This window comes from Streptomyces sp. NPDC088725, from assembly GCF_044751305.1.
GTDB lineage: Bacteria > Actinomycetota > Actinomycetes > Streptomycetales > Streptomycetaceae > Streptomyces.
On the sequence record NZ_JBIVLO010000009.1, the window covers coordinates 174527 to 201396 of the forward strand.

24 protein-coding genes, 3 pseudogenes and 1 riboswitch are annotated in these 26870 nt (G+C 70.4%); of the genes and pseudogenes, 21 read left to right on the forward strand and 6 right to left on the reverse strand.

Annotated elements, in window-relative coordinates; genetic code table 11:
* Positions 1-111 precede the first annotated feature (111 nt).
* The 12 genes and pseudogenes from rplS to ACIP6N_RS22970 all read left to right on the forward strand — a co-directional run bounded on the left by rplS (position 112) and on the right by ACIP6N_RS22970 (position 10293).
* The gene (gene rplS / locus ACIP6N_RS22915) at positions 112-462 is read left to right on the forward strand and encodes a 50S ribosomal protein L19 (RefSeq protein ID WP_401818176.1); all 351 of its coding nucleotides are present in this window, start codon (positions 112-114) and stop codon (positions 460-462) included.
* 57 nt (positions 463-519) lie between these two features.
* On the forward strand, positions 520-1275 hold the full coding sequence (gene lepB / locus ACIP6N_RS22920) for a signal peptidase I (protein WP_401818177.1): 756 nt from the start codon (positions 520-522) through the stop codon (positions 1273-1275).
* Positions 1268-2286: pseudogene (gene lepB / locus ACIP6N_RS22925) on the forward strand (signal peptidase I). The gene lepB (ACIP6N_RS22920) and the pseudogene lepB (ACIP6N_RS22925) overlap by 8 nt, the downstream one beginning before the upstream one ends.
* Complete coding sequence (gene lepB / locus ACIP6N_RS22930) at positions 2255-3184, forward strand: signal peptidase I (protein ID WP_401818373.1); 930 nt, start codon at positions 2255-2257, stop codon at positions 3182-3184. The pseudogene lepB (ACIP6N_RS22925) and the gene lepB (ACIP6N_RS22930) overlap by 32 nt, the downstream one beginning before the upstream one ends.
* A gap of 61 nt (positions 3185-3245) precedes the next feature.
* Complete coding sequence (lepB, locus tag ACIP6N_RS22935) at positions 3246-4016, forward strand: signal peptidase I (RefSeq protein WP_401818179.1); 771 nt, start codon at positions 3246-3248, stop codon at positions 4014-4016.
* Between the two features lie 91 nt (positions 4017-4107).
* A pseudogene (locus tag ACIP6N_RS22940) lies at positions 4108-4654 on the forward strand (NUDIX hydrolase).
* Between the two features lie 13 nt (positions 4655-4667).
* On the forward strand, positions 4668-4976 hold the full coding sequence (locus tag ACIP6N_RS22945) for a DUF2469 domain-containing protein (protein ID WP_018544766.1): 309 nt from the start codon (positions 4668-4670) through the stop codon (positions 4974-4976).
* Positions 4977-5236: 260 nt separating this feature from the next.
* Complete coding sequence (locus ACIP6N_RS22950; protein ID WP_401818182.1) at positions 5237-5605, forward strand: YraN family protein; 369 nt, start codon at positions 5237-5239, stop codon at positions 5603-5605.
* A gap of 1 nt (position 5606) precedes the next feature.
* Positions 5607-7235 carry a YifB family Mg chelatase-like AAA ATPase gene (locus ACIP6N_RS22955; protein WP_401818184.1) on the forward strand — a complete coding sequence of 543 codons (1629 nt, stop codon included), beginning with the start codon at positions 5607-5609 and terminating at the stop codon, positions 7233-7235.
* Positions 7232-8401 (forward strand): DNA-processing protein DprA, encoded by a 1170-nt coding sequence (gene dprA / locus ACIP6N_RS22960; protein WP_401818186.1) that lies wholly within the window; start codon positions 7232-7234, stop codon positions 8399-8401. Before ACIP6N_RS22955 ends, dprA begins: the two co-directional genes overlap by 4 nt.
* 425 nt (positions 8402-8826) lie before the next feature.
* A complete protein-coding gene (whiG, locus tag ACIP6N_RS22965; RefSeq protein WP_401818188.1) occupies positions 8827-9663 on the forward strand; it encodes an RNA polymerase sigma factor WhiG in 837 nt (278 codons plus the stop codon).
* Positions 9664-9753: 90 nt separating this feature from the next.
* Entirely contained in the window at positions 9754-10293 is a 540-nt protein-coding gene (locus ACIP6N_RS22970; RefSeq protein ID WP_401818376.1) for a TetR/AcrR family transcriptional regulator, read from the forward strand.
* A 343-nt stretch (positions 10294-10636) separates the two neighbouring features.
* On the opposite strand, the pseudogene ACIP6N_RS22975 reads toward ACIP6N_RS22970, so the two are convergent.
* A pseudogene (locus ACIP6N_RS22975) lies at positions 10637-11137 on the reverse strand (peptidoglycan DD-metalloendopeptidase family protein); the annotation flags it as partial.
* A gap of 341 nt (positions 11138-11478) precedes the next feature.
* Here ACIP6N_RS22975 and rpsB point away from each other — a divergent pair.
* The 9 genes from rpsB to ACIP6N_RS23020 all read left to right on the forward strand — a co-directional run bounded on the left by rpsB (position 11479) and on the right by ACIP6N_RS23020 (position 21492).
* On the forward strand, positions 11479-12399 hold the full coding sequence (gene rpsB / locus ACIP6N_RS22980; protein ID WP_401818191.1) for a 30S ribosomal protein S2: 921 nt from the start codon (positions 11479-11481) through the stop codon (positions 12397-12399).
* A 104-nt stretch (positions 12400-12503) separates the two neighbouring features.
* The gene (gene tsf / locus ACIP6N_RS22985; protein WP_401818193.1) at positions 12504-13346 is read left to right on the forward strand and encodes a translation elongation factor Ts; all 843 of its coding nucleotides are present in this window, start codon (positions 12504-12506) and stop codon (positions 13344-13346) included.
* 168 nt (positions 13347-13514) lie between these two features.
* A complete protein-coding gene (gene pyrH, locus ACIP6N_RS22990) occupies positions 13515-14294 on the forward strand; it encodes a UMP kinase (protein WP_401818196.1) in 780 nt (259 codons plus the stop codon).
* 127 nt (positions 14295-14421) lie between these two features.
* Positions 14422-14979 (forward strand): ribosome recycling factor, encoded by a 558-nt coding sequence (gene frr, locus ACIP6N_RS22995; protein ID WP_401818197.1) that lies wholly within the window; start codon positions 14422-14424, stop codon positions 14977-14979.
* On the forward strand, positions 14979-16052 hold the full coding sequence (locus ACIP6N_RS23000) for a phosphatidate cytidylyltransferase (RefSeq protein WP_401818199.1): 1074 nt from the start codon (positions 14979-14981) through the stop codon (positions 16050-16052). Before frr ends, ACIP6N_RS23000 begins: the two co-directional genes overlap by 1 nt.
* A 158-nt stretch (positions 16053-16210) precedes the next feature.
* Positions 16211-17317 carry a 23S rRNA (adenine(2503)-C(2))-methyltransferase RlmN gene (gene rlmN / locus ACIP6N_RS23005; RefSeq protein ID WP_401818201.1) on the forward strand — a complete coding sequence of 369 codons (1107 nt, stop codon included), beginning with the start codon at positions 16211-16213 and terminating at the stop codon, positions 17315-17317.
* Positions 17318-17401: 84 nt separating this feature from the next.
* Positions 17402-17527: riboswitch (TPP riboswitch) on the forward strand.
* An 88-nt stretch (positions 17528-17615) separates the two neighbouring features.
* Positions 17616-18716 (forward strand): thiamine ABC transporter substrate binding subunit, encoded by a 1101-nt coding sequence (locus ACIP6N_RS23010; protein WP_401818202.1) that lies wholly within the window; start codon positions 17616-17618, stop codon positions 18714-18716.
* A 95-nt stretch (positions 18717-18811) separates the two neighbouring features.
* Entirely contained in the window at positions 18812-20422 is a 1611-nt protein-coding gene (locus tag ACIP6N_RS23015; protein ID WP_401818203.1) for an ABC transporter permease, read from the forward strand.
* 5 nt (positions 20423-20427) lie between these two features.
* Positions 20428-21492 carry an ABC transporter ATP-binding protein gene (locus ACIP6N_RS23020; protein WP_401818377.1) on the forward strand — a complete coding sequence of 355 codons (1065 nt, stop codon included), beginning with the start codon at positions 20428-20430 and terminating at the stop codon, positions 21490-21492.
* 25 nt (positions 21493-21517) lie between these two features.
* Here the strand turns inward: ACIP6N_RS23020 and ACIP6N_RS23025 are convergent, their stop codons facing one another.
* From ACIP6N_RS23025 to ACIP6N_RS23045, 5 genes are all read right to left on the reverse strand, one after another.
* Complete coding sequence (locus tag ACIP6N_RS23025) at positions 21518-22636, reverse strand: LOG family protein (protein WP_401818206.1); 1119 nt, start codon at positions 22634-22636, stop codon at positions 21518-21520.
* A gap of 150 nt (positions 22637-22786) precedes the next feature.
* On the reverse strand, positions 22787-23962 hold the full coding sequence (locus ACIP6N_RS23030) for a hypothetical protein (protein ID WP_401818209.1): 1176 nt from the start codon (positions 23960-23962) through the stop codon (positions 22787-22789).
* Positions 23944-24675, reverse strand: a complete 732-nt coding sequence (locus ACIP6N_RS23035) for an ABC transporter ATP-binding protein (protein WP_401818211.1) — start codon at positions 24673-24675, stop codon at positions 23944-23946. The genes ACIP6N_RS23030 and ACIP6N_RS23035 overlap by 19 nt, the downstream gene beginning before the upstream one ends.
* 223 nt (positions 24676-24898) lie before the next feature.
* The gene (locus tag ACIP6N_RS23040; protein WP_401818212.1) at positions 24899-26278 is read right to left on the reverse strand and encodes an aspartate aminotransferase family protein; all 1380 of its coding nucleotides are present in this window, start codon (positions 26276-26278) and stop codon (positions 24899-24901) included.
* Positions 26263-26754, reverse strand: a complete 492-nt coding sequence (locus ACIP6N_RS23045) for an Lrp/AsnC family transcriptional regulator (RefSeq protein WP_401818214.1) — start codon at positions 26752-26754, stop codon at positions 26263-26265. The genes ACIP6N_RS23040 and ACIP6N_RS23045 overlap by 16 nt, the downstream gene beginning before the upstream one ends.
* Positions 26755-26870 lie beyond the last annotated feature (116 nt).

The window sequence follows — 26870 nt, forward strand, 5'->3', positions numbered from 1 at the left end:
GCGCCCCTGCCACAGGGGGAACGACGCCCGCCCGACGCGAACGGCACACCTCACACTCTCCTCTCGAGATTCCGTTGATGACCTGTGGCATCAGCGAGGAAGCAGATCAACATGACCAGCCTGCTCGACAGCGTCGATGCCGCATCGCTGCGCACCGACCTCCCCGCCTTCCGCGCGGGCGACACGGTGAACGTGCACGTACGAGTCATCGAAGGCAACCGCTCCCGTATCCAGCAGTTCAAGGGCGTTGTCATCCGCCGCCAGGGCTCGGGCGTCCGTGAGACCTTCACGGTCCGCAAGGTCTCGTTCTCCGTGGGTGTCGAGCGCACCTTCCCGGTGCACAGCCCGATCTTCGAGAAGATCGAGCTGGTGAGCCGCGGTGACGTCCGTCGCGCCAAGCTGTACTACCTCCGTGAGCTGCGCGGCAAGGCCGCGAAGATCAAGGAGAAGCGCGACCGCTGAGCCACGGCTCGCGCGCGCTGCCGGGTCCACAGGGCGGCCGGATAAGCTCTGGGCCCGATGGACACCGAAGCACAGCACAGAGAGCGCGGCTCCTCTTCCGCAACCCCGACCAGGGCGGAAGAGGGGTCGCGCTTCATGCGTTCCACCGGACTCTCGTGGCGCAGGACGGCTCTGCTCGGCAGCGCCTGCGCCCTCTTCGCGCTGCTGTTCAGCCACTTCGTGATCCAGCCCTTCCTGATCCCGAGCGGCTCGATGGAGCCAACTCTCCAGGTCGGGGACCGTGTGCTGGTCAACAAGTTGGCGTACCGTTTCGGTGCCGAGCCGCACCGCGGTGACGTGGTCGTCTTCGACGGCACCGGATCTTTCGTCCAGGAGCCGCCGGGACAGAACCCCGTCACCGCTCTGCTGCGCGGGGCGGCCGCGGCCCTCGGTCTCGCCGAGCCCGCCGAGACCGACTTCGTGAAGCGCGTGGTCGGTGTGGGCGGCGATCGCGTGGTCTGCTGCGACAAGGGGGGCATGGTCGAGGTGAACGGCCGGGCGGTCGAGGAACAGTACGTGTATCCGGGTGACGTGCCCTCCAGCGTCCCTTTCGACATCGTCGTACCGCCAGGGACCCTCTGGGTCATGGGTGATCACCGCGGCAACTCGCGTGACTCCCGCGATCATCTCGGCAGTCCCGGCGGCGGCATGGTCCCCGTGGGCAGGGTCGTCGGGCGGGCGGACTGGATCGGCTGGCCTTTCGGCCGGTGGTCCTCGGTGGAGCCCACCGGCACCTTCAGCACCGTGCCGTCCCCGGACGGCGCCCATGGGTAAGCGAGGCCGCCCACCGGGCAGCCTCCCCGAAGACGGCCCGCCGGCCGGCACCACGCCGGAGAGCACCAGAACGCTGCCCGGGCGCGCGGAGCGGCGCAAGCTCGCGCGCAAGGTGAAGCGCAAGCGCCGTCGCTCCGCCATCTTCGAAATACCCGTACTGATCATGGTGGCGCTGCTGATCGCGCTCGTGCTCAAGACGTTCCTGGTGCAGGCGTTCGTGATCCCGTCGGGCTCGATGGAGCAGACGATCAGGATCAGCGACCGGGTTCTCGTGGACAAACTGACGCCATGGTTCGGCCGGCAGCCGACCCGCGGCGACGTGGTCGTCTTCAAGGACCCGGGGACCTGGCTCAAGGGCGAGGAGGCGGCCCCGGACGATTCGCCGGTGGTCGTCAGGCAGATCAAGCAGGGGCTGACCTTCATCGGGCTGCTGCCGTCCGCGGAAGAGCAGGATCTGATCAAGCGGGTCGTCGCCATCGGCGGTGACACGGTCAAATGTTGTGACAAGGACGGCAAAATCACCGTCAACGGATTCCCGCTCGACGAGCCGTATCTCTACCCGGGGAATGTGCCCTCGACTCTCCCATTCGAGGTGAAAGTGCCCACAGGGCGCATCTTCGTCATGGGGGACCACCGGGCTCTTTCCGCCGACTCCCGCTTTCATCTCACCGAGGATTTCAACGGGACAGTCTCCGAGAACGAGGTGGTCGGACGGGCTGTCGTCATCGGGTGGCCGTTCGCTCACTGGCGCAGGCTGGAGGAGCCCGGGACATTCTCCGGCGTCCCCGAGCCGCGCGCCGGGCCGCCGTAGGGCGCGGCGGCGTCGAATAGTCTGTCTTCCCAGGATCGGCATGGATTGGTCCAACTCCCGAGCCCTGCGGAACTCCCGCTCGTTAGGGGAGTGATGGGTCTGTCGCATATCGGGGCAGGCGCGCACACGGAGTCAATCGCACGGAGTGAAGGAGTGGATGTGGGGGACGTGGCGGTCGGCGCACGATTCGGACACGATGATCCCGAGGAGGGACACGAGCAGCTCGCCCAGTCGCCCGCAGCCCCGACGGACAGCATGACGAATGAGCCGCTGGGAAGTGCGACGGAGCAGGAACGCGAGAGCGGAACCTTGGACAACGGCGGTCGGGTGCCGAAGAAGCAGCGTTCCTTCTGGAAGGAACTGCCGCTGCTGATCGGTATCGCGCTGATCCTGGCGCTGCTGATCAAGACCTTCCTGGTGCAGGCTTTCTCGATCCCGTCCGACTCCATGCAGGACACCCTGCAGCGGGGCGACCGGGTGCTGGTGGACAAGCTCACGCCCTGGTTCGGCGCCGAGCCGAAGCGCGGCGAGGTCGTGGTCTTCCACGATCCGGGCGGCTGGCTGGAGGACACCGCGACGCCCACGCCGAACGTGGCGCAGAAGTTCCTCAGCTTCATCGGGCTCATGCCGTCCGCCGAGGAGAAGGACCTGATCAAGCGGGTCATCGCGGTCGGCGGCGACACGGTGGAGTGCAAGGAGGGCGGCAAGGTCGAGGTCAACGGGACCGCGCTCCAGGAGTCGTCGTACATCTACCCCGGCAACACGCCCTGTGACGACAAGCCCTTCGGTCCGATCAAGGTCCCCAAGGACCGCATCTGGGTGATGGGCGACCACCGGCAGAACTCGCTGGACTCGCGCTACCACCAGGAGCTGCCCGGCAACGGGACGGTCTCCGTCAACGAGGTCGTCGGCCGCGCGTTCGTCGTGGCCTGGCCGGTCAACCGCTGGTCGGTGCTGTCCGTTCCCGGCACGTTCGACCAGTCGGGACTGAGCAGCGCGGCCGCCGCGGCGGCTCCGGCGGCGATGGGTGTGGCGGGTGCGGTGCCGCTCGTCCTGTGGCGCAGGAGGAAGCTGACCGGCGGACGTACCGCCGGGTAGGGTGCCGTCCCAGATCGTCGATCTCCGAGGATCGTTATCTCCGGAACGGGGGAGCGCTGGGATGAGCGGGACACCGCGTACGAACGGTACGAACGGCGGCCGCGGCGGCCTCGGCAGTGTTCTGTCGGGGGCGGCCGTGGCCGTCGGCTGCGTTCTGTTCCTCGGAGGCTTCGGCTGGGGCGCCTTCACGTACCAGCCGTACACGGTGCCGACCGATTCGATGACCCCCACCATCAAGGCGGGGGAGCGGGTGCTCGCGCAGCGGATATCCGGCGATGACGTCCGGCGCGGTGACGTGGTGGTCTTCACGGACCCGGTGTGGGGCAACATGCCGATGGTGAAGCGGGTGGTCGGCGTCGGCGGCGACAAGGTCGCCTGCTGCGACCGGGACGGCCGGCTCACGGTCGACGGCAAGCCGATCGCGGAGCCGTATCTGGCGAAGTCGCTCGGCGGGCCCGCCTCCATGCAGACCTTCACGTCGTCGGTCCCCGAGGGCCGGCTGTTCCTGCTCGGTGACGAACGCAGCGGCTCGCTCGACTCGCGCGTCCACCTCCAGGACCCGAGCCAGGGTGCCGTAGCGCGCTCGGAGGTCAACGCCCGGGTGGACGCCGTGGTCTGGCCGATGGGGAGCCTGATCGACCGGCCGGCGGGCTTCGCGGCGCTGCCCGGCGGGGTGTCCGAGCCGGGGCCGCTGAAGCTGGTGGCCGGAGCGATGGTGGCCGGTGCGGTGCTGATCCTGGGCGGGGCGGCGTACGGACCGCTGGCGCGCCGCCGCAGGCCGGTGGAGCGGGACGGCCGCAGGGCGGGCGACGGAGTCTCGGCCGGTGTCTGAGGAACCGTCGAGGGACGCCGACGGCGGTGACCTGCTGCGGCCCGACGGCGACGGCGGGGGCTACGGCGTTCCGGGCACGGATGGCGGTGGCGTGCCGGTGCCGGACGGCGGTGGTGCGCTGCGGAAGGTCGCACGGGTGGTGCTGCTCGACCCCGCCGACCGGATCCTGCTGATGCGCGGATACGAGCCCGACGATCCGTCCAGGACCTGGTGGTTCACCCCTGGCGGCGGGCTGGAGGGCGACGAGACGCGCGAAGAGGCGGCGCTGCGCGAGCTGGCCGAAGAGACAGGAATCACACAGGTCGACCTCGGGCCCGTGCTGTGGCGCCGGATCTGCTCGTTTCCGTTCGACGGGCGGCGCTGGGACCAGGACGAGTGGTATTTCCTGGCGCGTACGACGCAGACCGAGACCTCTTCCGACGGCCTGACCGAGCTGGAGCGGCGCAGTGTCGCGGGCCTGAGGTGGTGGACTTCCGCCGAACTTCTCGCGGCGCGTGAGACGGTGTATCCGACCAGGCTCGCCGGGCTGCTGCGCACGCTGCTCGACGAGGGTCCTCCGGGATGCGCCGGTGGTCCTCGCCCCCGAAATCGTCCAGGGGCGGGGAGCGCGGGAGCACAATAGGGGGACGCACGGCTGAAGGGGAACATGCCATGAGCGCCGAGGACCTCGAGAAGTACGAGACCGAGATGGAGCTGAAGCTCTACCGGGAGTACCGCGATGTCGTCGGTCTGTTCAAATATGTGATCGAGACCGAGCGTCGCTTCTATCTCACCAATGACTACGAGATGCAGGTGCACTCGGTTCAGGGTGAAGTTTTCTTCGAAGTGACCATGGCGGACGCATGGGTCTGGGACATGTACAGGCCGGCGAGATTCGTCAAGCAGGTACGGGTGCTCACGTTCAAGGACGTGAACATCGAGGAGCTGAACAAGAGCGACCTCGAACTGCCCAGCGGCTGAAGCGCCTGACCTGGGCATACGGCGGGTGACCCGGGTGCCTGGGACCCCTGGGGTGCCTGCCCTGGGGGCGCCCGGCGCCTGCTCGGGAGTACGTGGTGCCCGCCCCGGTGGAGCGTGACGCCCGTCCCGGTGACTGCGGTGTGCGACGTGGGCCGGCCACGCGTACGGGTGGCCGAGTTGTCCACAACTGGTGAGTTTTCCACCAAGATCCACTAGTTCCGGACGGTCGCGGCAGAGTCGGTGCCGGAGGTGGTGCCGACATGAACGCGAACGCGACGGGCGCACTGGGACGGTACGGCGAGGATCTGGCGGCGCGGCGGCTGATCGCGGCCGGAATGACCCTGCTGGCGCGCAACTGGCGGTGCGGCAGGGCCGGTGAGATCGACATCGTGGCGCGGGACGCGGACGCGCTGGTCATCTGTGAGGTGAAGACCCGCAGGGACGGATCGTTCGAACACCCGATGGCGGCGGTCACGCCGGCCAAGGCCGAGCGGCTGCGACGGCTCGCGGCCTGCTGGCTGGAGCGGTCGGGCGGGCCGCCGCCCGGTGGGGTGCGCATCGATCTGATCGGTGTGCTGCTGCCCCGGCGCGGCGCGCCCGTGGTCGAGCACGCGCGGGGGGTGGCCTGACATGGGTTTCGCGCGAGCGTGTGCGGTGGCGCTGGTGGGCGTCGAGGGCGTGGTGGTGGAGGTCCAGGCAGATCTGGAGCCCGGGGTGGCCGCCTTCACTCTGGTCGGGCTGCCGGACAAGAGCCTGGTGGAAAGCCGGGACCGGGTGCGTGCGGCGGTGGTGAACTCGGGCGGCGAGTGGCCGCAGAAGAAACTCACGGTCGGCCTGAGCCCCGCCTCCGTACCGAAGGGCGGCAGCGGATTCGATCTCGCCGTCGCGGCGGCGGTGCTCGGGGCGGCGGAGCGTATCGATCCGCGGGCCATCGCCGACCTGGTGCTGATCGGTGAACTCGGCCTCGACGGGAGAGTCAGACCGGTACGCGGCGTCCTGCCCGCCGTCCTCGCGGCGGCCGAGGCGGGCTACCGGCAGGTCGTCGTCCCGGAACAGACGGCGGGCGAAGCCGCGTTGGTGCCGGGAGTCTCGGTCCTCGGAGTGCGGAGCCTGCGGCAGCTCATCGCCGTGCTGACCGGAGAACCGGTTCCGGACGAGCCGCAGGAGCCCGTGCCGGGGCGCCCCGACCCGATGCTGGCCGGTCTGATGGTGCCGGGCGCCGGGGTCGGCACGGGGCTGTCCGGCGGGGCCGGACCGCGGGCGGGACACCGCCCCGACCTGGCGGACGTCGCGGGCCAGGCGGCGGCACGCACGGCCCTGGAGGTGGCAGCGGCGGGCGGACACCACCTGCTGCTGCACGGCCCGCCGGGAGCGGGCAAGACGATGCTCGCGGAGCGGCTGCCCGGCATCCTGCCGCCCCTGACCAGACAGGAATCCCTGGAGGTCACCGCCGTGCACTCGGTGGCGGGCCTGCTCCCGCCCGGGGAACCGCTCGTGCACGCGGCGCCCTACTGCGCGCCGCACCATTCGGCGACGATGCAGTCCCTGGTCGGAGGCGGAAACGGGCTCCCCAGACCGGGAGCGGTCTCCCTCGCTCATCGGGGAGTGCTTTTTCTGGATGAGGCTCCTGAGTTCTCCGGACGGGCGCTGGACGCCTTGCGCCAGCCGCTCGAATCGGGGCACGTGGTGGTGGCGCGCAGCGCGGGAGTGGTGCGGCTGCCCGCCCGCTTCCTGATGATCCTGGCGGCCAACCCGTGCCCCTGCGGGCGGCACACGCTGGAGGGCGCGGGATGCGAGTGCCCGCCCTCCGTGATCCGCCGCTACCAGGCGCGCCTGTCGGGGCCCCTGCTCGACCGGGTCGATCTGCGGGTCGGCGTTCAGCCGGTGCACCGCGCCGACCTGCTGGGCCAGAGCGGCAGAGGCGAGTCCACGGCGGCGGTCGCCGCGCGGGTGCTGGACGCGAGACAGCGCTCGGCCGCCCGCCTCGACGGCACACCGTGGTCCGTCAACAGCGAGGTTCCCGGGCACGAGCTGCGTACCCGCTGGTGCCTCGCCCCCGGAGCGCTCGACGTGGCCGAGCGGGATCTGGAGCGCGGGCTGCTCACCGCCCGCGGTCTGGACCGGGTGCTGCGGGTGGCGTGGACGGTCGCCGACCTCGCGGGGCGTGACCGGCCGGGCGCCCGTGAGGTGGCGCTCGCACTGGAGCTGCGCACCGGCGTCGCGCGCGGCAGCCTGGCCGCCGCCGGGGGTGTCTCATGACGTCCGGCGGGATCACCTCACGGGAGCGGCTGGCACGGGCGGCGCTCACCCGGATCTTCGAGCCGGGGGACGAGACCGGCGGCCGGTGGCTGGAACGGTTCGGCGCCCCGGGGCTGCTCGCGCGGCTCACCGCCCGGGAGACGGGCCGGACCTCGCTCACCGGAGTGCGTGCCCAGCGGCTCGGCGGCTATCGGTTACGCGCCGAGGCGGCCGATCCGGAACGCGACCTGGCGGCGGTGACGGCCGTCGGCGGACGGTTCGTCTGCCCCGGCGACCAGGAGTGGCCCAGTCAGCTCGACGACCTGGGCGATGCCAGGCCCATCGGCCTCTGGGTCCGCGGCAGACCGGATCTGCGGATGTGGGCGCTGCGCTCCGTCGCCGTGGTCGGGGCACGGGCGTGTACCCCGTACGGGGCACATATGGCGGCGGCCCTCGGCTCCGGGCTGGCCGAGCGCGGCTGGGTCGTGACGTCGGGCGCGGCCTTCGGGGTGGACGGCGCGGCGCACCGGGGGGCGCTGGCGGCGGGCGGAGCCACCGTCGCCGTGCTGGCCTGCGGTGTCGATGTCGTCTATCCGCGCGGTCATGCCGAGTTGATCGCACGCATCGCCGAACAGGGTCTGGTCATCGGTGAATTACCACCGGGCGACCACCCGACCCGCAGCAGATTCGTGCTGCGCAACCGTGTGATCGCCGCGCTCACCCGGGGCACCGTCGTGGTGGAAGCCCAGTACCGCAGCGGATCCCTGGCCACGGCGCGCGACGCCCAACGCCTCGGCCGCTTCACGATGGGGGTGCCGGGGCCGGCCACGAGCGGACTCTCGGCCGGCGTACACGAACTGCTGAGAGGCGAGGGAGTGCTGGTCACGGACGCGGCGGAAGTCGCCGAACTGGTCGGGGACATCGGTGATCTCGCGCCGCAGCGCGAGGGTCCCGTCCTTCCCCGGGATCTGCTGGATCCCACCGTGCTGCGGGTCCTCGAAGCGCTGCCGGGACGGGGCGCCGCCCAGGGAAGGGAGATCGCCAGAGGAGCCGGGACGACCGAGGACGAGGCCCTGGGCAGGCTGTACGAACTCCACTCGTTGGGGTTTGTCGAACGGTGCGGCGACGCGTGGCAGTTGGCGCACGACGCGCCGACGGCGGGCGGGGCGCGGCGAGGCGGTGCTTGACGTGGAGTAATCGGGTGAAAGGGTGTTGACGATGACCTTTTTAATCCCATCAGTGACACTCCGGGAGCCGGCGCGAGCGGTGTCGGCCCTGGGGCGTGTTGTGAAAGTCCCGCCCGGCTCGCGACGCCCGGCACGCATACTCGCCGCGTCGTCGGAGTCATCCGAGTACGTCCGGGCCATCGAAGACGCTGATTCTCCGCCTTGCGATCGCACGCACCGGACGCCGCAAGCCCCGCCCTCCGGGCGGACGGCGCTACTTTCGCAACACGCCCCGGGCCGAAGGCGTGGCCCCGGGGGCCTGTCGGGGCGGTCGTCGTCGCCGGTTCCTCGCGTACCGCGACGCTTCAGTCACGCTACGCTCACCTGGATTCCGGCCCAGACAGACGTCCTCCAGCACTTCACAGCAGAACGGCTCAAGGCAACGCATGCCCCAGCACACCTCCGGGTCTGACCGCGCGGCAGCGCCTCCCGCTGCCCGGGGAGCCGTGCGGCCCCCTCCGCCCTCGTCGCTCGACGAGCTGTGGAGGTCGTACAAGTCAACGGGCGACGAGCGGCTGCGCGAGCAGTTGATCCTGCACTACTCACCCCTGGTGAAGTACGTCGCGGGCCGGGTGAGTGTGGGACTGCCTTCCAACGTCGAGCAGGCGGATTTCGTCTCGTCCGGGGTCTTCGGTCTCATCGACGCCATCGAGAAGTTCGACATCGAACGGTCCATCAAGTTCGAGACCTACGCGATCACCCGGATCCGTGGCGCGATGATCGACGAGCTCAGGGCCCTGGACTGGATCCCGCGGTCCGTGCGGCAGAAGGCGCGGGCCGTCGAGCGCGCCTACGCCACGCTGGAGGCCCAGCTCCGGCGCACCCCCTCCGAGGCCGAGGTCGCCGCGGAGATGGGCGTCACGATGGAGGAACTGCACGCGGTTTTCAGCCAGTTGTCCCTCGCCAATGTGGTGGCCCTGGAGGAGTTGCTGCACGTCGGAGGCGAGGGCGGCGACCGGCTCAGCCTGATGGACACCCTGGAAGACACCGCCGCGGACAATCCGGTGGAGGTGGCCGAAGGCCGCGAGCTGCGGCGGCTGCTGGCCCGCGCCATCAACACCCTCCCCGACCGTGAGAAGACCGTGGTGACGCTGTACTACTACGAGGGCCTGACGCTCGCCGAGATCGGCAACGTCCTCGGCGTCACCGAGAGCAGGGTCAGTCAGATCCACACAAAGTCCGTGCTCCAGCTGCGTGCCAAGCTGGCCGACGTCGGACGCTGATGCCGAGCTGGGGCTGAATCGCCGCCCGCTCATCCGTACAGTGGACGCGTGCCCAGGATTCGAGCGGCCTCCGTGGCCGAGCACCGGACCATGCAGCGAGGCGCCCTGCTGGACGCCGCGCGCTCCCTCCTGTCAGAAGGCGGTACGGAAGCGCTGACCTTCCCCGCACTCGCCGAGCGCACGGGCCTTGCCAGGTCCTCGGTCTATGAATACTTCCGCTCCCGCGCCGCCGTCGTCGAGGAGCTGTGCGCCGTCGACTTCCCCGTGTGGGCGGCGGAGGTCGAGGCGGCGATGACCGGGGCCGACACGCCGGAAGCCAAGGTCGAGGCGTATGTGCGACAGCAGCTGGCGCTTGTCGGGGACCGGCGTCACCGCGCCGTCGTCGCCATCTCCGCCAGTGAGCTGGACCCCGGCGCCCGCGAGAAGATCCGCGCAGCGCACGGCGGGCTGATCGCGATCATCGTGGATGCCCTGGGAGCGCTGGGCCACCGGCAGCCGCGCCTCGCCGCGATGATGCTGCAGGGTGTCGTGGACGCGGCGGTGCGCCGTATCGAGCTGGGCGCGGCCGAGGAGCCGACGGAGATCGCCGAGGCCGCGGTGTCCATGGCCCTGCGCGGAGTACGGGGCTGACGCCACCGCTTCCCGAGTCCACTGCCTCCAGGCCTCACGGCCCCGACCTCACCGTCTCCGGGCCGGGCCCCCGGACACCGAGCCCCACCGTCTCCGGCCTCACTGCCTCCCGTCTCCCCGCCTCCGACCCCGCTGCCTCCAAGCCTCACCGCCTCCGACCACACCGTCTCCGGGCCCCTGCACGCCAGGCCCGGTGCCCGGGTGCGTGAGGCGGGCGTCGCCGGTGGCGTGAAGTGCCGTTGGTGAGGGCGGCCGCCATCAGCAGCGCCGTACCCCGCGCCGCGTCCGGGGCCATGGACGCCCCGCGCGGGGGCGGAAGGGCCGCGGGCAGCGGACGCGCGGGCGGCTCCGGGACCCCCGAGACGGGGAGCAGCCGTGACGGCGGCCGGCGCAGCAGCTCGGGCGGGAGCAGCGACAGCGGGTTCAGATACGTCTCGCCCCGCAGCAGCCCCCAGTGCAGACAGCCGGCCGCGCAGTGCGAAGGCGCCGCCGCGAGCCTCGCCACCACCTGCCCCGCCGCCACCTCGTCCCCCTCGGCGGCCAGCGGCTCCACCGGCTCGTACGTCGTACGCAGCGGCGGATCGCCCGTGCCGGAGAGCGCGACCGAGAGCACCCCGCGTCCCGCCACCCGCCCCGCGAAGGAGACCCGCCCCGCCGTCACGGCACGCACCGGTGCGCCCGGGGCGCCCTTGAGGTCCACACCTCGGTGACCCGGTCCGTACGCGGAATCCGGCGGCTCCCATCCCCGCTCCACGGCGGGGCGCGAGCCCACCGGCCAGACGCGCCCGGCGGGCTCGCCCACCGGAGACCGGGCGGCCACGGCGGTGGCGGAGGCCGCGGACATCCACAACGTGGGCATCCACAGCAAAGCCGCCACGAGACAGCACAGAAAACGGACAGTGATCATGCGGCTCACTCTCGCCCGGAACGGTCCGATCGCGCTGATCATGGGCTGGTTCTGTGGACGAGTGACCTGTTGTGGACAACGCCGTCACCCGGCGGTGTGTCGGTCCCGTACACTTCTTGTGGCGATCCGGGTCACCGGGTCGACTTCGCACGCCCCGTCATCGGCCTCTTCGTGCCGGTGCTCGCGCTACTCGGTCCTTCGCGGCAGAGCGCATCGGGGCGTCAGGCGCGACCGCCGTCCGGCGGACGCGACAACCGAGTACCTCAAGGAGTGCGGCCATGGCCGTCGTCACGATGCGGGAGCTGCTGGAAAGCGGCGTCCACTTCGGTCACCAGACCCGTCGCTGGAACCCGAAGATGAAGCGTTTCATCTTCACGGAGCGCAACGGCATCTACATCATCGACCTGCTCCAGTCGCTGTCGTACATCGACCGCGCCTACGAGTTCGTCAAGGAGACCGTCGCCCACGGCGGCTCCATCATGTTCATCGGCACCAAGAAGCAGGCGCAGGAAGCGATCGCCGAGCAGGCGACGCGCGTGGGCATGCCCTACGTCAACCAGCGCTGGCTCGGCGGCATGCTGACCAACTTCTCCACCGTCTACAAGCGCCTGCAGCGGCTCAAGGAGCTTGAGCAGATCGACTTCGACGACGTGGCGGCCTCCGGCCTCACGAAGAAGGAGCTGCTTGTCCTCTCCCGCGAGAAGGCCAAGCTGGAGAAGACCCTCGGCGGTATCCGCGAGATGCAGAAGGTGCCCAGCGCCGTCTGGATCGTGGACACCAAGAAGGAGCACATCGCCGTCGGTGAGGCGCGCAAGCTCCACATCCCGGTCGTCGCGATCCTCGACACCAACTGCGACCCCGACGAGGTCGACTACAAGATCCCGGGCAACGACGACGCGATCCGCTCCGTCACCCTGCTCACCCGCGTGATCGCCGACGCCGTCGCCGAGGGCCTCATCGCCCGTTCCGGTGCCGCCACCGGTGACTCGAAGCCGGGCGAGAAGGCCGCCGGCGAGCCGCTCGCCGAGTGGGAGCGCGACCTCCTCGAGAAGAAGGACGACGCCGAGAAGCCGGCCGAGGCCGAGGTTCAGTCGTCCGCCGAGACGGAGAAGGTCGCCGACGCCGAGCAGGCCGAAGAGACCGCCGCTCCGGCCGAGGCCGCTGCCGAGGCGCCGGCCGCGGACGCCGAGAAGGCCTGACCTTCACACGGTTCGGTTGCCGACGGCGGGGGCTTGCCGGTCACACGGTCACAGCCCCCGCCGTCCACCCGTAGATCTTCGACTTCCGAGAGAGATTCACAGACATGGCGAACTACACCGCCGCTGACGTCAAGAAGCTCCGTGAGCTGACCGGCGCCGGCATGATGGACTGCAAGAAGGCCCTGGTCGAGGCCGACGGCGACGTCGACAAGGCCGTCGAGGTCCTGCGCGTCAAGGGCCAGAAGGGCGTCGCCAAGCGCGAGAGCCGCAACGCCGAGAACGGCGCCGTGGTCTCCCTGATCGCCGACGACAACGCCTCCGGCGTGCTGCTCGAGCTGAAGTGCGAGACGGACTTCGTCGCCAAGGGTGACAAGTTCCAGGCCGTCGCCAACACGCTCGCCGCGCACGTCGCCGCCACCACCCCGGCCGACCTGGCGACCCTGCTCGCCTCGGAGATCGAGGCCGGCAAGACCGTCCAGGCGTACGTCGACGAGGCCAACGCCAACCTCGGCGAGAAGATCGTCCTCGACCGCTTCGCGCAGTTCCCCGCGGACGGTGGCTTCGTGGCCACCTACATGCACCGCACCATGCCCGACCTTCCGCCGCAGGTCGGCGTCATCGTCGAGCTGGACAAGGAGAACGCCGAGGTCGCCAAGGACATCGCGCAGCACATCGCCGCGTTCGCCCCGCGCTACCTCACGCGTGACGAGGTGCCGGCCGACGTCGTCGAGAACGAGCGCCGTGTCGCCGAGGCCACCTCGCGCGAGGAGGGCAAGCCCGAGGCCGCCCTCCCGAAGATCGTCGAGGGTCGCGTGAACGGCTTCTTCAAGGAGGTCACCCTCCTCGACCAGCCGTTCGCCAAGGACAACAAGAAGAGCGTCAAGAAGATTCTGGACGAGGCCGGTGTCACGCTGAAGCGCTTCTCGCGCATCCGCGTCGGCGCCTGACCGTCAGCGCAGTTGTACGCGAACGACGCCGGACCCCGCTAGGGTCGGGTGCAGTCGTCGGCCGTGCACGTGCCGGACGACCGCAGATCTGACGAGGAGGCCATTGCCGCGAGGGACACCACTACCCAACGGCAATGGCCTTCTTCGTATGTGCATGAGGAGATCTCGATGAACAAGGGCGCGGACGCCAACCAGTCTGCCGACTACAGGATCGACCCCGGCAAAGGGACCGGACGCTTCATGCTGAAGCTCTCCGGTGAGGCGTTCGCCGGCGGGGGAGGACTCGGAGTCGACCCCGACGTCGTACACGCCATCGCCCGCGAGATCGCCGCCGTCGTACGCGACGGCGCACAGATCGCGGTCGTACTCGGCGGTGGGAACTTCTTCCGCGGCGCCGAGCTTCAGCAGCGCGGTATGGACCGGGCACGCTCTGACTACATGGGCATGCTCGGCACGGTGATGAACTGCCTGGCGCTCCAGGACTTCCTGGAGAAGGAAGGCATCGACTCCCGCGTCCAGACCGCCATCACCATGGGACAGGTCGCGGAGCCCTACATCCCGCTGCGCGCCGTGCGCCACCTCCAGAAGGGGCGCGTCGTCATCTTCGGCGCCGGTATGGGCATGCCGTACTTCTCCACGGACACGACGGCGGCCCAGCGTGCTCTGGAGATCGACGCCGAGGCGCTGCTGATGGGCAAGAACGGCGTGGACGGGGTGTACGACTCCGACCCCAAGACGCATCCCCAGGCGGTCAAGTTCGACGCGCTGGAGTACAGCGAGGTCATCGGCCGTGACCTGCGGGTCGCGGACATGACCGCGATCACGCTGTGCCAGGACAACAAACTGCCGATCCTCGTCTTCGAATTGCTGGCCGAGGGCAATATCGCGCGTGCGGTCAAGGGTGAGAAGATCGGCACTCTCGTGAGCGACCAGGGCACCAGGGACTGATCCTGGGCTGCCCCGCACGGGGATGGACAAAGCCCTGCCGGTCGGACACCGTGCAGGAGAAGACGCGACGCAGGTTCCGCAAGGACCGGTAGCAGGCCGGACCGCTCAAGACACGCAGGAGCAAGTGGTGATCGAAGAGACCCTCCTCGAGGCCGAGGAGAAGATGGAGAAGGCCGTCCTGGTCGCCAAAGACGACTTCGCCGCGATCCGCACAGGGCGGGCGCACCCGGCGATGTTCAACAAGATCGTGGCGGACTACTACGGTGCCCTCACCCCGATCAACCAGCTCGCCTCGTTCTCCGTGCCCGAGCCGCGGATGGCCGTGGTGACCCCGTTCGACAAGAGCGCGCTGCGCAATATCGAACAGGCGATCAGGGACTCCGACCTCGGGGTCAACCCGGGCAACGACGGCAACATCATCCGGGTGGTGTTCCCCGAGCTGACGCAGGACCGCCGCAAGGAGTTCATCAAGGTCGCCAAGACCAAGGCCGAGGACTCGAAGATCTCGATCCGTGCCGTGCGCCGCAAGGCCAAGGAAACGATCGACAAGCTCGTGAAGGACGGCGAGGTCGGCGAGGACGAGGGCCGCCGCGCGGAGAAGGAACTCGACGACACCACCGCGAAGTATGTCGCCCAGGTGGACGACCTGCTCAAGCACAAGGAAGCCGAGCTGCTCGAAGTCTGATGAACGACTCTTCCTGGGGTGCCCCGCCGACAGCCGGTTCCTGGGGACCGCCCGACCCGGGGGCTCCCTCGGCGGGTCCCGCATACGATGAGCCGGACGCACAGCAGACTCGTCCCATGCCCATCGTGCCCGAAGGACCCGTGAACGGCGGGGACCAGGACGCCGCCCGGAGAGCTGTCCGGCCGCCGGGCGCCCCCCTGTTCCGCGACGAGAGGCCGCAGGAGTCCATGTCAGCCCCTCCGCCGCCCCCGCCTGAGAAGAAGCGGGCGGGCCGTGACCTGCGCGCGGCCATAGGGGTCGGCCTCGGGCTCGGTGTGGTCGTCGTGGCCGCGCTCTTCATCGTGAAGGCCGTGTTCGTCGGCGTCGTCGTGGTCGCCTCCGTGGTCGGTCTGTGGGAGCTGACGTCCCGGCTGGACGAGAAGAAGGGCATCAAGGCCCCGCTCGTCCCGCTGGCGCTGGGCGGCGCCGCGATGATCGTCGCCGGATACGTACGCGGCGCGGAGGGTGCCTGGGTCGCGATGGCCCTCACCGCGCTCGCCGTACTGATCTGGCGGATGACGGAGCCCCCCGAGGGCTATCTGAAGGACGTCACGGCCGGCGTGTTCGCCGCGTTCTACGTGCCGTTCCTCGCCACGTTCGTGGCACTGCTGCTCACGGCGGACGACGGCCCCCGGCGCGTCCTGATGTTCCTGGTGCTGACGGTCGTCAGCGACACCGGCGCGTACGCCGTCGGCTGGCGCTTCGGCCGGCACAAGCTCGCGCCGCGCATCAGTCCCGGCAAGACCCGGGAGGGTCTTTTCGGGGCGATCGCCTTCTCGATGGCGGCCGGTGCGCTCTGCATGGAGTTCCTCATCGACGGCGGGATCTGGTGGCAGGGGCTGCTGATCGGCCTCGGAGTCGCCGTCAGCGCCACCCTCGGTGACCTCGGCGAGTCCATGATCAAGCGGGATCTCGGCATCAAGGACATGGGCACGCTGCTGCCGGGACACGGCGGCATCATGGACCGGCTCGACTCCCTGCTGCCGACCGCTCCGGTGGTCTGGCTGCTGCTGGTGCTGTTCGTCGGTTCCTGAGCTGTCCGGTCCCTGGGTGGTTCGGTTGGTGGTTTCGTCCGTTCCTGAGTTCATCGGTTGTCACCAGGACCGCGCCTGACCAGGCACGTTGGAGCAGAGGGTCCGTTGTCCACAGGGCAGCGGACCCTTTCTCGTGCGTCTGCGACACTGGTACGACCATGCCTGTACCCGGAGAACTCACTTTTGCCGCGCCCCGCGGAGCCAAGAAGCCCCCGCGGCATCTCGCCGACCTCACCCCCGCCGAGCGCCGCGAGGCCGTCGCCGCGGTCGGGGAGAAGGCGTTCCGCGCCAAGCAGCTGTCCCAGCACTACTTCGCGCGCTATGCCCACGACCCCGAGCAGTGGACGGACATCCCGGCCGCCTCGCGCCAGAAGCTCGCCGACGAACTGCTGCCCGACCTGATGTCGGTCGTGCGCCACATCTCGACCGACGACGACACCACCCGCAAGACGCTGTGGCGGCTGCATGACGGCACGCTGGTCGAGTCCGTGCTCATGCGCTACCCGGACCGGGTCACCATGTGCATCTCGTCGCAGGCGGGTTGCGGGATGAACTGCCCGTTCTGCGCGACGGGACAGGCCGGCCTCGACCGCAACCTCTCCACCGCCGAGATCGTGCACCAGATCGTGGACGGCATGCGCGCGCTGCGCGACGGCGAGGTCCCCGGCGGGCCCGCCCGGCTCTCCAACATCGTCTTCATGGGCATGGGCGAGCCGCTCGCCAACTACAAGCGGGTGGTCGGAGCGGTCCGCAGGCTGACCGACCCCGAGCCCGACGGGCTGGGTCTCTCCCAGCGCGGGATCACGGTCTCGACCGTCGGTCTGGTCCCCGCGATGCACCGGTTCGCCGACGAGGGCTTCAAATGCCGTCTCGCCGTCTCGCTGCACGCGCCGGACGACGAGCTGCGCGACACCCTCGTGCCGGTCAACACCCGGTGGAAGGTCCGCGAAGTGCTGGACGCCGCGTGGGAGTACGCGGAGAAGTCCGGCCGCCGGGTCTCCATCGAGTACGCACTGATCCGGGACATCAACGACCAGGCGTGGCGCGGCGATCTGCTGGGCCGGCTGCTGAAGAACAAGCGGGTGCACGTCAACCTGATCCCGCTCAACCCGACTCCGGGATCGAAGTGGACGGCGTCGCGCCCCGAGGACGAGAAGGCGTTCGTCGACGCGATCGCGTCCCACGGCGTGCCCGTGACCGTACGGGACACCCGCGGCCAGGAGATCGACGGCGCGTGCGGACAGCTGGCGGCGGCCGAGCAGTAGAGCGTTTCGCCAGGGCATCTCTTACGGGAGCGCCGACGGGCCGGTGGCTCGCGGCCCCCTGTAGCCTTGGTTCGAACGAAAAACATATTCCGACAGGGGAGCGCCACAGCGCTGAGAGTGCGGCACATGTCCGTGAGAACGGGCAGCGGCCGCAGACCCTCTGAACCTTGCCCAGGTCATTCTGGGTAGGAAGTTCGGACATCACTCAAGCTGTTGCGCCCTGCCCGGATTCCGCTCGCCCGCGAGCGGAATCCGGGCAGGGCCGCGTCTTCTCCTGGTCATCCCAGGAGGAATTTCAGTGGGCACCACCAGAAAGATCACGCTGGCCGCCGTCGCCGCCGCGCTCGGCGTCTCGACCCTCGCCGCCTGCGGCTCGGGCGGCTCCGGCGGCTCGTCGGCGTCCGGTGACGGCGCGAAGTCCAAGGACGTCACGCTCGTCAGCCACGATTCCTTCGCCGCCTCTCCGGCCGTGCTGAAGGAATTCACCAAGGAGACCGGTTACACGGTCCATGTGATCAAGAGCGGTGACGCCGGCGAGGCGGTCAACAAGGCCGTTCTCACCAAGGGCTCGCCGCAGGGCGACGTCTTCTTCGGCGTCGACAACACCCTGCTCTCGCGCGCCCTCGACAACGGCCTGTTCACGCCGTACAAGGCCAAGGGCCTCGACCAGGTCGAGCCGGCCGCTCAGCTCGACAAGGACAAGAACCGCGTCACCCCGATCGACACCGGCGACCTCTGCGTCAACTATGACAAGAAGTACTTCGCCGACAGGAAGCTCGCGCCGCCGGCGTCCTTCGACGATCTGATCAAGCCCCAGTACAAGAACCTCCTCGTCACCGAGAACGTCGCGACCTCCTCACCTGGCCTCGGCTTCCTGCTCGGCACGGTCGCGCGGTACGGCGACGACGGCTGGCAGGACTACTGGAAGAAGCTCACGGCCAACGGCGTGCGCGTGGTGGACAGCTGGGAGCAGGCCTACAACGAGGACTTCTCCGGATCCGCCGGCGGCAAGAAGGCCAAGGCCGACCGGCCGCTCGTCGTCTCGTACGCCTCCAGCCCGCCGGCGGAGGTCGTGTACGCCGAACCGCGGCCGGCGCAGGCACCGACCGGTGTCGCCACGGGCACCTGCTTCCGGCAGATCGAGTTCGCCGGGCTGCTGGACGGCGCGAAGAACGAGGCGGGCGGCAAGGCGCTGATCGACTTCATGATCAGCAAGGAGTTCCAGGCGGACATGCCGCTCAACATGTTCGTGGACCCGGTGGTCAGGGGAGTGAAGCTGCCGGACGTCTTCACCGAGTTCGGCGCGAGCGTCGACAAGCCGTGGACCGTGACTCCGGACAGGATCGCGGCCGGGCGTGAACAGTGGATCCAGTCGTGGACCTCACTCGTCGTGAAGTAACCGGACCGCCCACCGGTCCCCAGCCGTCCCCGGACGCCCGGACAGCCGCCCGTTCCCGGGCGGCCGTTCGCGCGAACGCCGTGCGGCTGGGGCTGATGGCCGGCCCGCTCGTGTTCTTCGCGGTCTTCTTCGCCTATCCGGTGGCCGCGATCGTCGGCCGCGGGCTGAAGACCGGCGGCGCCTGGCAGTTCGGCCGGATCGGGGACGTGCTCGGCCGCCCCGACATCCAGCACGTCCTGTGGTTCACCACCTGGCAGGCCTTCGCCTCCACCGCCCTCACCCTGCTGATCGCGCTGCCCGGAGCGTATGTCTTCGCGCGCTTCGAGTTCCCCGGCAAGCAGCTGCTGCGCGCCGTGGTCACCGTGCCGTTCGTCCTGCCGACCGTCGTCGCCGGTACGGCCTTCCTCGCGCTGCTCGGCCGGGGCGGGCTGCTGGACGAGCTGTGGGGCGTACGGCTCGACACCACGGTCTGGGCGATCCTGCTCGCGCATGTCTTCTTCAACTACGCGGTGGTCGTACGGACCGTGGGCGGCCTGTGGTCCCAGCTCGATCCGCGGCAGGAAGAGGCCGCGCGGGTACTGGGCGCCGGACGGTTCACCGCCTGGCGCCGGGTGACGCTGCCCGCCCTCGGCCCGGCCGTCGCGGCCGCCGCCCTGATGGTCTTCCTTTTCACCTTCACCTCCTTCGGCGTCGTACAGATCCTGGGCGGTCCCGCGTACTCCACCCTGGAGGTGGAGATCTACCGGCAGACCGCACAGCTGCTCGCCCTGCCGGAAGCGGCCGTGCTGACACTCGTCCAGTTCGCCGCCGTCGGCGCGATCCTCGCCCTGCACGCGTGGACCGTACGGCGCCGGGAAACCGCTCTGAGGCTGGTCGACCCCGCGACCACCGCGGGCAGGCCGCGCGGCGCCGGCCAGTGGACGCTGTTCGGCGGCGTCCTCGTGAGCGTGACGCTGCTGATCCTGCTGCCGCTCGGCGTGCTGGTCGAGCGGTCCTTCGAAGGGCCCGGCGGGTACGGCCTCGCGTTCTACCGGGCGCTCGTCTCCGTCGACACGAGCGGTACCTTCCCCGTACCGCCGATCGACGCGGTGTGGAACTCACTGCGCTACGCCGTGGTCGCGACGGCCATCGCCCTGCTGGTGGGCGGGCTCGCGGCGGCGGCGCTCACCCGCAGGGCCGGCCGGTTCGTACGGGGCTTCGACGCGCTGCTGATGCTGCCGCTCGGCGTCTCCGCGGTGACCGTCGGCTTCGGCTTCCTGATCACGCTCGACAAGCCCCCGCTGGACCTGCGTACGTCATGGATCCTGGTGCCGCTCGCGCAGGCGCTGGTCGGCGTGCCGTTCGTGGTGCGGACCATGCTGCCGGTGCTGCGCGCGGTGGACGGACGGCTGCGCGAGGCGGCCTCGGTGCTCGGCGCTTCGCCGCTGCGCGCCTGGCGCGAGGTTGATCTGCCTTTCGTGCGGCGGGCGTTGCTCGTCGCGGCGGGGTTCGCTTTCGCCGTGTCGCTGGGCGAATTCGGCGCGACGGTCTTCATCGCGCGCGCCGACAGTCCGACGCTTCCGGTCGCCGTGGCCCGGCTGCTCGGACGGCCCGGCGAGATGAACTACGGCCAGGCGATGGCGCTGAGCACGGTCCTGATGATCGTGTGCGCCGCGTCGCTCCTGGTCCTCGAACGTATCCGCACCGACCGCACCGGAGAGTTCTGATGGCCTTGCTGACCCTGGCGGACGTCACCGTACGGTTCGGAGAGCGCAAGGACGCGCGTACCGCGCTCCACGCGGTGGACCTGGAGGTCGCCGAGCACGAGATCGTCTGCGTGCTGGGACCGAGCGGCAGCGGCAAATCGACACTGCTGCGGGTCGTCGCAGGGCTGCAACCTCTCGACGGGGGACGGGTGTTGCTGGACGGAGCCGACCAGGCCGGTGTACCCGTGCACCGGCGCGGGGTCGGCCTGATGTTTCAGGACCACCAGCTCTTCCCCCAGCGCGACGTCGGCGGCAACGTCGCCTTCGGACTGCGTATGCACGGAGTGCCGCGAGACGAACAGCGGCGCAGGGTCGAGGAGTTGCTTGACCTCGTGGGCCTCCCCGGCGCCCGTCGGCGGGCCGTCGCCGCGCTGTCGGGCGGTGAGCAGCAGCGGGTCGCGCTGGCCAGGGCGCTCGCGCCCCGGCCCAGGCTGCTGATGCTCGACGAACCGCTCGGCCAGCTCGACCGCGGTCTGCGCGAACGGCTGGTGGTCGAACTTCGCCTGCTGTTCGGCCGGTTGGGTACGACCGTGCTGGCCGTCACGCACGACCAGGGCGAGGCCTTCGCGCTGGCCGACCGGGTGGTGGTGATGCGCGACGGCCAGATCGCCCAGTCCGGCGCCCCGTTGGAGGTCTGGCAGCGTCCCGCGTCCGCCTTCGTCGCGCGCTTCCTCGGCTTCGACAACGTCGTGGCCGCGACCGTCGGCGGCGCGGCCGCCCACACGGTCTGGGGCAGAATTCCGGTGCCCGCGGGCTCCCCGCAGGGCGAACAGACGCTGCTGGTACGCCCGGCGGGGGTGCGGCTGGTCGCGCCGGCGCAGGCCGCCGGCGGACTGCGCTGCACGGTGGAGGCCCGTACGTTCCGCGGCAGCCGGGTCGCCGTACTGCTGCGCCCCGACAGCGGCCCGGTGCTGGAGGCGGAGTGCGGTCTGCACGAGGCGCCCGAGGAAGGGGCCGCGGTCGGGGTCACCTTCGGCGTGGAGGACGTGGTGGTACTGCCGCGAGAGGAGGGCGAGCGGGGCGCGAGTTGAACGCCCCGCTCGCCGGGTCCGGCCGTCAGGCGGCGGTCAGCCGGGCCAGCGCGCCGGGGGCTTCCTCGACCGTGTCGACCAGCGCGATACGTGCCTCCATCGGACGCTCCTTCGCCAGCGCCTGGAGCAGCGGCCAGGTGGGCAGCTTCCGCGTCCAGTGTTCGCGGTCGACGAGGACCATCGGGGTCGGTTCGCCGTGCGACTGGTAGTAGTTCGGCGTGGCGTTGTCGAAGATCTCCTGGACGGTGCCCGCGGCGCCCGGCAGGAAGATCACGCCGGCGTTGGAGCGGGCCAGCAGGCCGTCCTCGCGGGTCGCGTTCGCGAAGTACTTCGCGATGTGTTCCGCGAACGCGTTGGGCGGCTCGTGGCCGTAGAACCAGGTGGGTATGCCCACGGACGCGCCGCCCTGCGGCCACTTGGCCCGCACATCGAACGCGGCGCGCGCCCAGTCGGCGATGGACGGGTCGAACGACGGTGTCCTGCCGAGGAGTTCCAGCGCCTCGTCCAGCATCTCGTCCGGGTGGGGCGCGGCGTACGCGCCGAGATTGGCGGCCTCCATGGCGCCGGGGCCGCCGCCGGTCGCGACCGTCAGTCCCGTGCGCGCCAGGGACCGGCCGAGCCGGGCCGCCCCGGTGTACGCGTCGGTGCCGCGCGCCATCGCGTGGCCGCCCATGACCCCCACGACCCGTGCGCCGACGAGGAGTTCGTCCAGGGCGTCGGAGATCGCGTCGTCGTGGATGGAGCGCAGCATGGACGCGAAGATGTCGCCGTCGGACCTGGTCCGCCGGAACCACTCGTAGGCGAGGGCGTCCGGGGTCGTCTCGTACCCGTCCGCGAGGCCGTCGAAGAGCTGGTCGGGGGAGTAGAGCAGCCCCCGGTACGGATCGAAGGGCAGGTCCGGCACGGGCGGGAAGACCAGGGCGCCGTCCGCCCGCACCTTGGCGAGGCCCTCGGGCTCCATCGGGCAGCCGAGGAAGACGGCGCCGGTGGTGTCGGTGTCGAGCAGGACGGACGTACGGCCGGTCAGGTCGACGGACTGGAGGCGGAATCCGCCGAGCCCTCCGCGCCGGACCGTCACGTCGAACTCGTCAAGGGACTCGATCTCGCGGTCGTCGTCCGCGGGTATCTGCTCGCTATTCGCCATGCGGTCACGATAGGCCCTGGCCAAGGGAGTTGATCCCGCAGGCCCCGCCCGGCGCGGGCCCAGCCCGGCGCGGGCCCTGCCCGCCGCAGACCCCGCCCGCCGCCGGGACCGCTCCCGTCGAGCCGCCCGCGTATCCCGCGTATCCGCCTGTCAGGCGGACAGCGGGATAGCGGCCAGCGCCGAGACGGCCCACGTCAGGGGGATGAAGACAGCGAGCAGCGCTGTCGCCCGCACCGCCGCCGCCGTACGGAGCGTCCCGGCCGGAGCGCCCAGATGGGCCAGGGTCGCCATCGTGTCCGCGCGGGCCTGCCTCGATTCCAGCGTCGCCGTCAGCAGCGTCGCCGCCGTACAGCCGATGACCAGCGTCGCGCCGAGACCGGTCAGGAGACCGTACGGGCGCGCGCCGCCGGAGCCGTACAGGGCCGTCGCCGCGAAGATCCCGGCGATCACCGCGCACAGCACGCCCAGCGGGCGGCCGATGCCGCGCGCCTCGGTCATCAGGATGCGTCCCGCGAGGAGGCGGATCGTGCCCGGGCGCACGGCCTGGAGCAGCCGGCCGCTCAGGTGGGTGAGGCCCGGGCCGGCCAGGGCGAGCCCCAGCGCGGTCAGCGACCAGCCGGCCAGCACACCGGCCTGGCTGCCGCCGAAGCCGCCGGGCAGCGGCACCGGCGAACCGCCGCCGCCCCGGCTCGCGTACGTCTCGACGGCGAGACCCGCCGCCGTGAGGGCGACGCCCCACGGCAGCCCGGTCGGCGCGGGCGCCTCCGCGAACGCGTCGGGGCGTTCCGGCTCGCCGGGGGGAGCGACGGCCTCGGGGGCCGCCGCCCGGCGGCGCGGGCGCAGCGCGAGCGCGGCGGCGCCCGACGCCAGCGCGGGCACGACCGCCAGCAGCGTCAGCGCCGCGCCGAGCGGCAGCGGCCGGTCCGCGGCCAGGAGTTCCGCGGCGCCGTCGGGCGCCCTGCCGGACAGCCCGCCGCGCAGCCGCAGGAAGACGAGCAGCGCCACCGCGCTGCCGACGGCGCAGGACACCGCCGTCGACGTGGCGGCCACCGCGGCCAGCCGGGCGGGGCCGTAGCCGATCGCCGACAGACCGTGCCGCGGCCGGGTTCCCGGATCCGTACGGGCCACCGCGACCGCGAACTGCGTCGTCGCCGCCACCGGGATCAGGCACCACAGCAGCCGCACGAGGGATCCGTCCGGATGGCCCATCGCGGAGCCGAGCGTGCACAGCAGCAGAAAACCGGCGCCCGCGGACGCCACCGCGACGAGCAGCCGGCGCAGCAGGACGAGCGGACGGGACCCGCGGGCTAGACGGAGAGCGAGCACGCGGCGGCCCGGCCTTCCGCCTCGAACGGCCGCAGCGCGCCCGTGCGGCGGCCGTCGACCAGTGACACCGTACGGTCGGCGAGCGCCGCGGCCTCTGGATCCAGGGTCGCGAGGACGACGGTGATGGCGTGTGAGCGGGCCGCCGTGGTGATCGTACGGAGGACCTGCGCGCGCTCCTTCTCGTGCAGCGCGGCGGTCGGCTCGTCGGCGAAGAGCACGGTGGGGGTGGTGACCAGAGCGCGGGCGACGGCGACGCGCTGCCGCTCGGAGTGGAGCATGGCGTGCGGACGCTTGCGGGCGCAGGCGCCGATGTCGAGCCGTTCCAGCCACTCCAGCGCGGCGGTCTTGGCGGCCCGGCGCGGGGTGCCGCGCAGGAGCATCGGCAGGGCCGCGTTCTCCCACGCCGTCAGCTCGGGGACGAGCGCGGGTGCGGCGTCGATCCAGCCGAAGCGGTCGCGGCGCAGCCGCTCCCGCCCCTGTGCGCTCAGGGTGTGGACGGGGGAGCTGTTGAACCAGACCTCGCCCTCGCGCGGAACCAGTTGGCCCGACAGGCAGCGCAGCAGGGTCGTCTTGCCGCTGCCACGGGCGCCGTTCACGGCCAGGATCTCGCCCTCGCGCACGCCGAGCGAGACGCCGGTGAGGGCGGGCGAGCCGCAGTGGGAGTAGTGCAGGGAACGCGCCCAGAGCACGTCGTTGTCCGGCGGGGCCACCATCGCGTACACCTCACCTCGGATCCGATCGAACCGGTCCCTGGGCACGCTAGGCAACGCGCGCCGGGTGTGGGTACAGCACACGGCCCGGGCGGCCTCCTTCTCACTCGAAAGAGGGCACCCGGGCCGGGTGGAAAACAAGCGTGCGGAGGGAGCCTTCCGCGTTCCGGCTTCCGGCCTCCGCGTTTCGTCCTCCGCATTCCGGCTTCCGGCTCCGCGACGCTGCCTACAGCTTCGTCCAGGCTTCCGTCAGCACCGACCGGAGGATTCCCTCGATCTCGTCGAACGTCGACTGGTCGGAGATCAGCGGCGGCGCCAGCTGGACGACGGGGTCGCCGCGGTCGTCGGCCCGGCAGTACAGGCCGTTCTCGTACAGCTCCTTGGAGAGGAAGCCGTACAGCACGCGCTCCGTCTCCTCGTCCGTGAAGGTCTCCTTGGTGGCCTTGTCCTTCACCAGCTCGATGCCGTAGAAGAAGCCGTTGCCGCGGACGTCGCCCACGATCGGCAGGTCGTGCAGCTTCTTCAGCGTGTCGAAGAAGGCGCCCTCGTTGTCGAGGACGTGCTGGTTCAGGCCCTCGCGCTCGAAGATGTCGAGGTTGGCGAGGCCCACGGCCGCGGAGACCGGGTGGCCGCCGAAGGTGTAGCCGTGCAGGAAGGTGTTGTCCCCCTGGTAGAACGGCTCGGCCAGCCGGTCGGAGACGATGCACGCGCCTATCGGGGAGTAACCCGACGTCATGCCCTTGGCACAGGTGATCATGTCCGGTACGTAGCCGAACTTGTCGCACGCGAACATCGTGCCCAGCCGGCCGAACGCGCAGATGACCTCGTCGGAGACCAGCAGGACGTCGTACTCGTCGCAGATCTCGCGGACCCGCTGGAAGTAACCGGGCGGGGGCGGGAAGCAGCCGCCCGCGTTCTGCACCGGCTCCAGGAAGACCGCGGCGACCGTCTCCGGGCCTTCGAAAAGGATCTCCTGCTCGATCTGGTCCGCGCACCAGCGGCCGTACGCCTCAGGGTCGTCGCCGTGGATCGGCGCGCGGTAGATGTTGGTGTTCGGGACCTTGTGCGCGCCGGGGACCAGCGGCTCGAAGGGCGCCTTCAGGGCCGGCAGGCCGGTGATCGACAGGGCTCCCTGCGGAGTGCCGTGGTAGGCGACCGCACGCGAGATGACCTTGTACTTCGTGGGCTTGCCGGTGAGCTTGAAGTACTGCTTCGCGAGCTTCCAGGCGGTCTCGACCGCCTCGCCGCCGCCGGTGGTGAAGAAGACCTTGTTGAGGTCGCCGGGCGCGTAGTGCGCCAGCCGCTCCGCCAGCTCGACCGCGTTGGGGTGGGCGTAGGACCACACCGGGAAGAAGGCCAGTTCCTGGCCCTGCTTGTAGGCGGTCTCGGCGAGTTCGTGCCTGCCGTGACCGGCGTTGACCACGAACAGGCCCGAGAGGCCGTCGAGGTAACGCTTGCCCTTGTCGTCGTAGATGTAAGTGCCCTCGCCACGCACGATGGTGGGCACGGGCGCGTTCTCGTAGTCCGACATGCGGGTGAAGTGCATCCACAAGTGGTCGTACGCGGTTTTGGAGAGGTCCTTGCTCACGGCTATCGGGTTCCCCACATATAGGTCTGCTTCTTCAGCTTGAGGTAGACGAAGCTCTCGGTGGAGCGCACGCCGGGGAGTGCGCGGATCCGTTTGTTGATCACTTCCAGCAGGTGGTCGTCGTCCTCGCAGACGACCTCCACCATCAGGTCGAAGGAGCCCGCGGTCATCACCACGTACTCGCATTCGTCCATGGCCGTCAGCGCGTCGGCGACCGCGTCCATGTCGCCCTCGACATTGATGCCGATCATCGCCTGGCGCCGGAACCCCACGGTGAGCGGGTCGGTGACGGCGACGATCTGCATCACGCCCTGGTCGAGCAGCTTCTGGACGCGCTGGCGCACGGCCGCTTCGGAGAGGCCCACGGCCTTGCCGATCGCGGCGTACGGGCGCCGGCCGTCCTCCTGGAGCTGCTCGATGATGGCGAGGGAGACGGCATCGATCGACGAGGAGGGTCCGTTTCCGGTCCTGGAATCTGCGCTGCGACTGGCCACACGTTTCACTGTGCCCTGCGACTCGTCTGTCACGCAACCCCGCACCGATGAAATTCGTTGTTCTGGGACTCAAATATAACCGAATCCGCAGTTGCCGAGCGTCGGGTCTGTCGAAA

Coding starts and splice junctions, on each gene's coding strand:
- rplS (WP_401818176.1), top strand. CDS start 112: ATGACCAGCCTGCTCGACAGCGTCGATGCCGCATCGCTGCGCACCGAC.
- lepB (WP_401818177.1), top strand. CDS start 520: ATGGACACCGAAGCACAGCACAGAGAGCGCGGCTCCTCTTCCGCAACC.
- lepB (WP_401818179.1), top strand. CDS start 3,246: ATGAGCGGGACACCGCGTACGAACGGTACGAACGGCGGCCGCGGCGGC.
- ACIP6N_RS22945 (WP_018544766.1), top strand. CDS start 4,668: ATGAGCGCCGAGGACCTCGAGAAGTACGAGACCGAGATGGAGCTGAAG.
- ACIP6N_RS22950 (WP_401818182.1), top strand. CDS start 5,237: ATGAACGCGAACGCGACGGGCGCACTGGGACGGTACGGCGAGGATCTG.
- ACIP6N_RS22955 (WP_401818184.1), top strand. CDS start 5,607: ATGGGTTTCGCGCGAGCGTGTGCGGTGGCGCTGGTGGGCGTCGAGGGC.
- dprA (WP_401818186.1), top strand. CDS start 7,232: ATGACGTCCGGCGGGATCACCTCACGGGAGCGGCTGGCACGGGCGGCG.
- whiG (WP_401818188.1), top strand. CDS start 8,827: ATGCCCCAGCACACCTCCGGGTCTGACCGCGCGGCAGCGCCTCCCGCT.
- ACIP6N_RS22970 (WP_401818376.1), top strand. CDS start 9,754: ATGCAGCGAGGCGCCCTGCTGGACGCCGCGCGCTCCCTCCTGTCAGAA.
- rpsB (WP_401818191.1), top strand. CDS start 11,479: ATGGCCGTCGTCACGATGCGGGAGCTGCTGGAAAGCGGCGTCCACTTC.
- tsf (WP_401818193.1), top strand. CDS start 12,504: ATGGCGAACTACACCGCCGCTGACGTCAAGAAGCTCCGTGAGCTGACC.
- pyrH (WP_401818196.1), top strand. CDS start 13,515: ATGAACAAGGGCGCGGACGCCAACCAGTCTGCCGACTACAGGATCGAC.
- ACIP6N_RS23000 (WP_401818199.1), top strand. CDS start 14,979: ATGAACGACTCTTCCTGGGGTGCCCCGCCGACAGCCGGTTCCTGGGGA.
- rlmN (WP_401818201.1), top strand. CDS start 16,211: ATGCCTGTACCCGGAGAACTCACTTTTGCCGCGCCCCGCGGAGCCAAG.
- ACIP6N_RS23015 (WP_401818203.1), top strand. CDS start 18,812: ATGGCCGGCCCGCTCGTGTTCTTCGCGGTCTTCTTCGCCTATCCGGTG.
- ACIP6N_RS23025 (WP_401818206.1), bottom strand. CDS start 22,636: ATGGCGAATAGCGAGCAGATACCCGCGGACGACGACCGCGAGATCGAG.
- ACIP6N_RS23035 (WP_401818211.1), bottom strand. CDS start 24,675: ATGGTGGCCCCGCCGGACAACGACGTGCTCTGGGCGCGTTCCCTGCAC.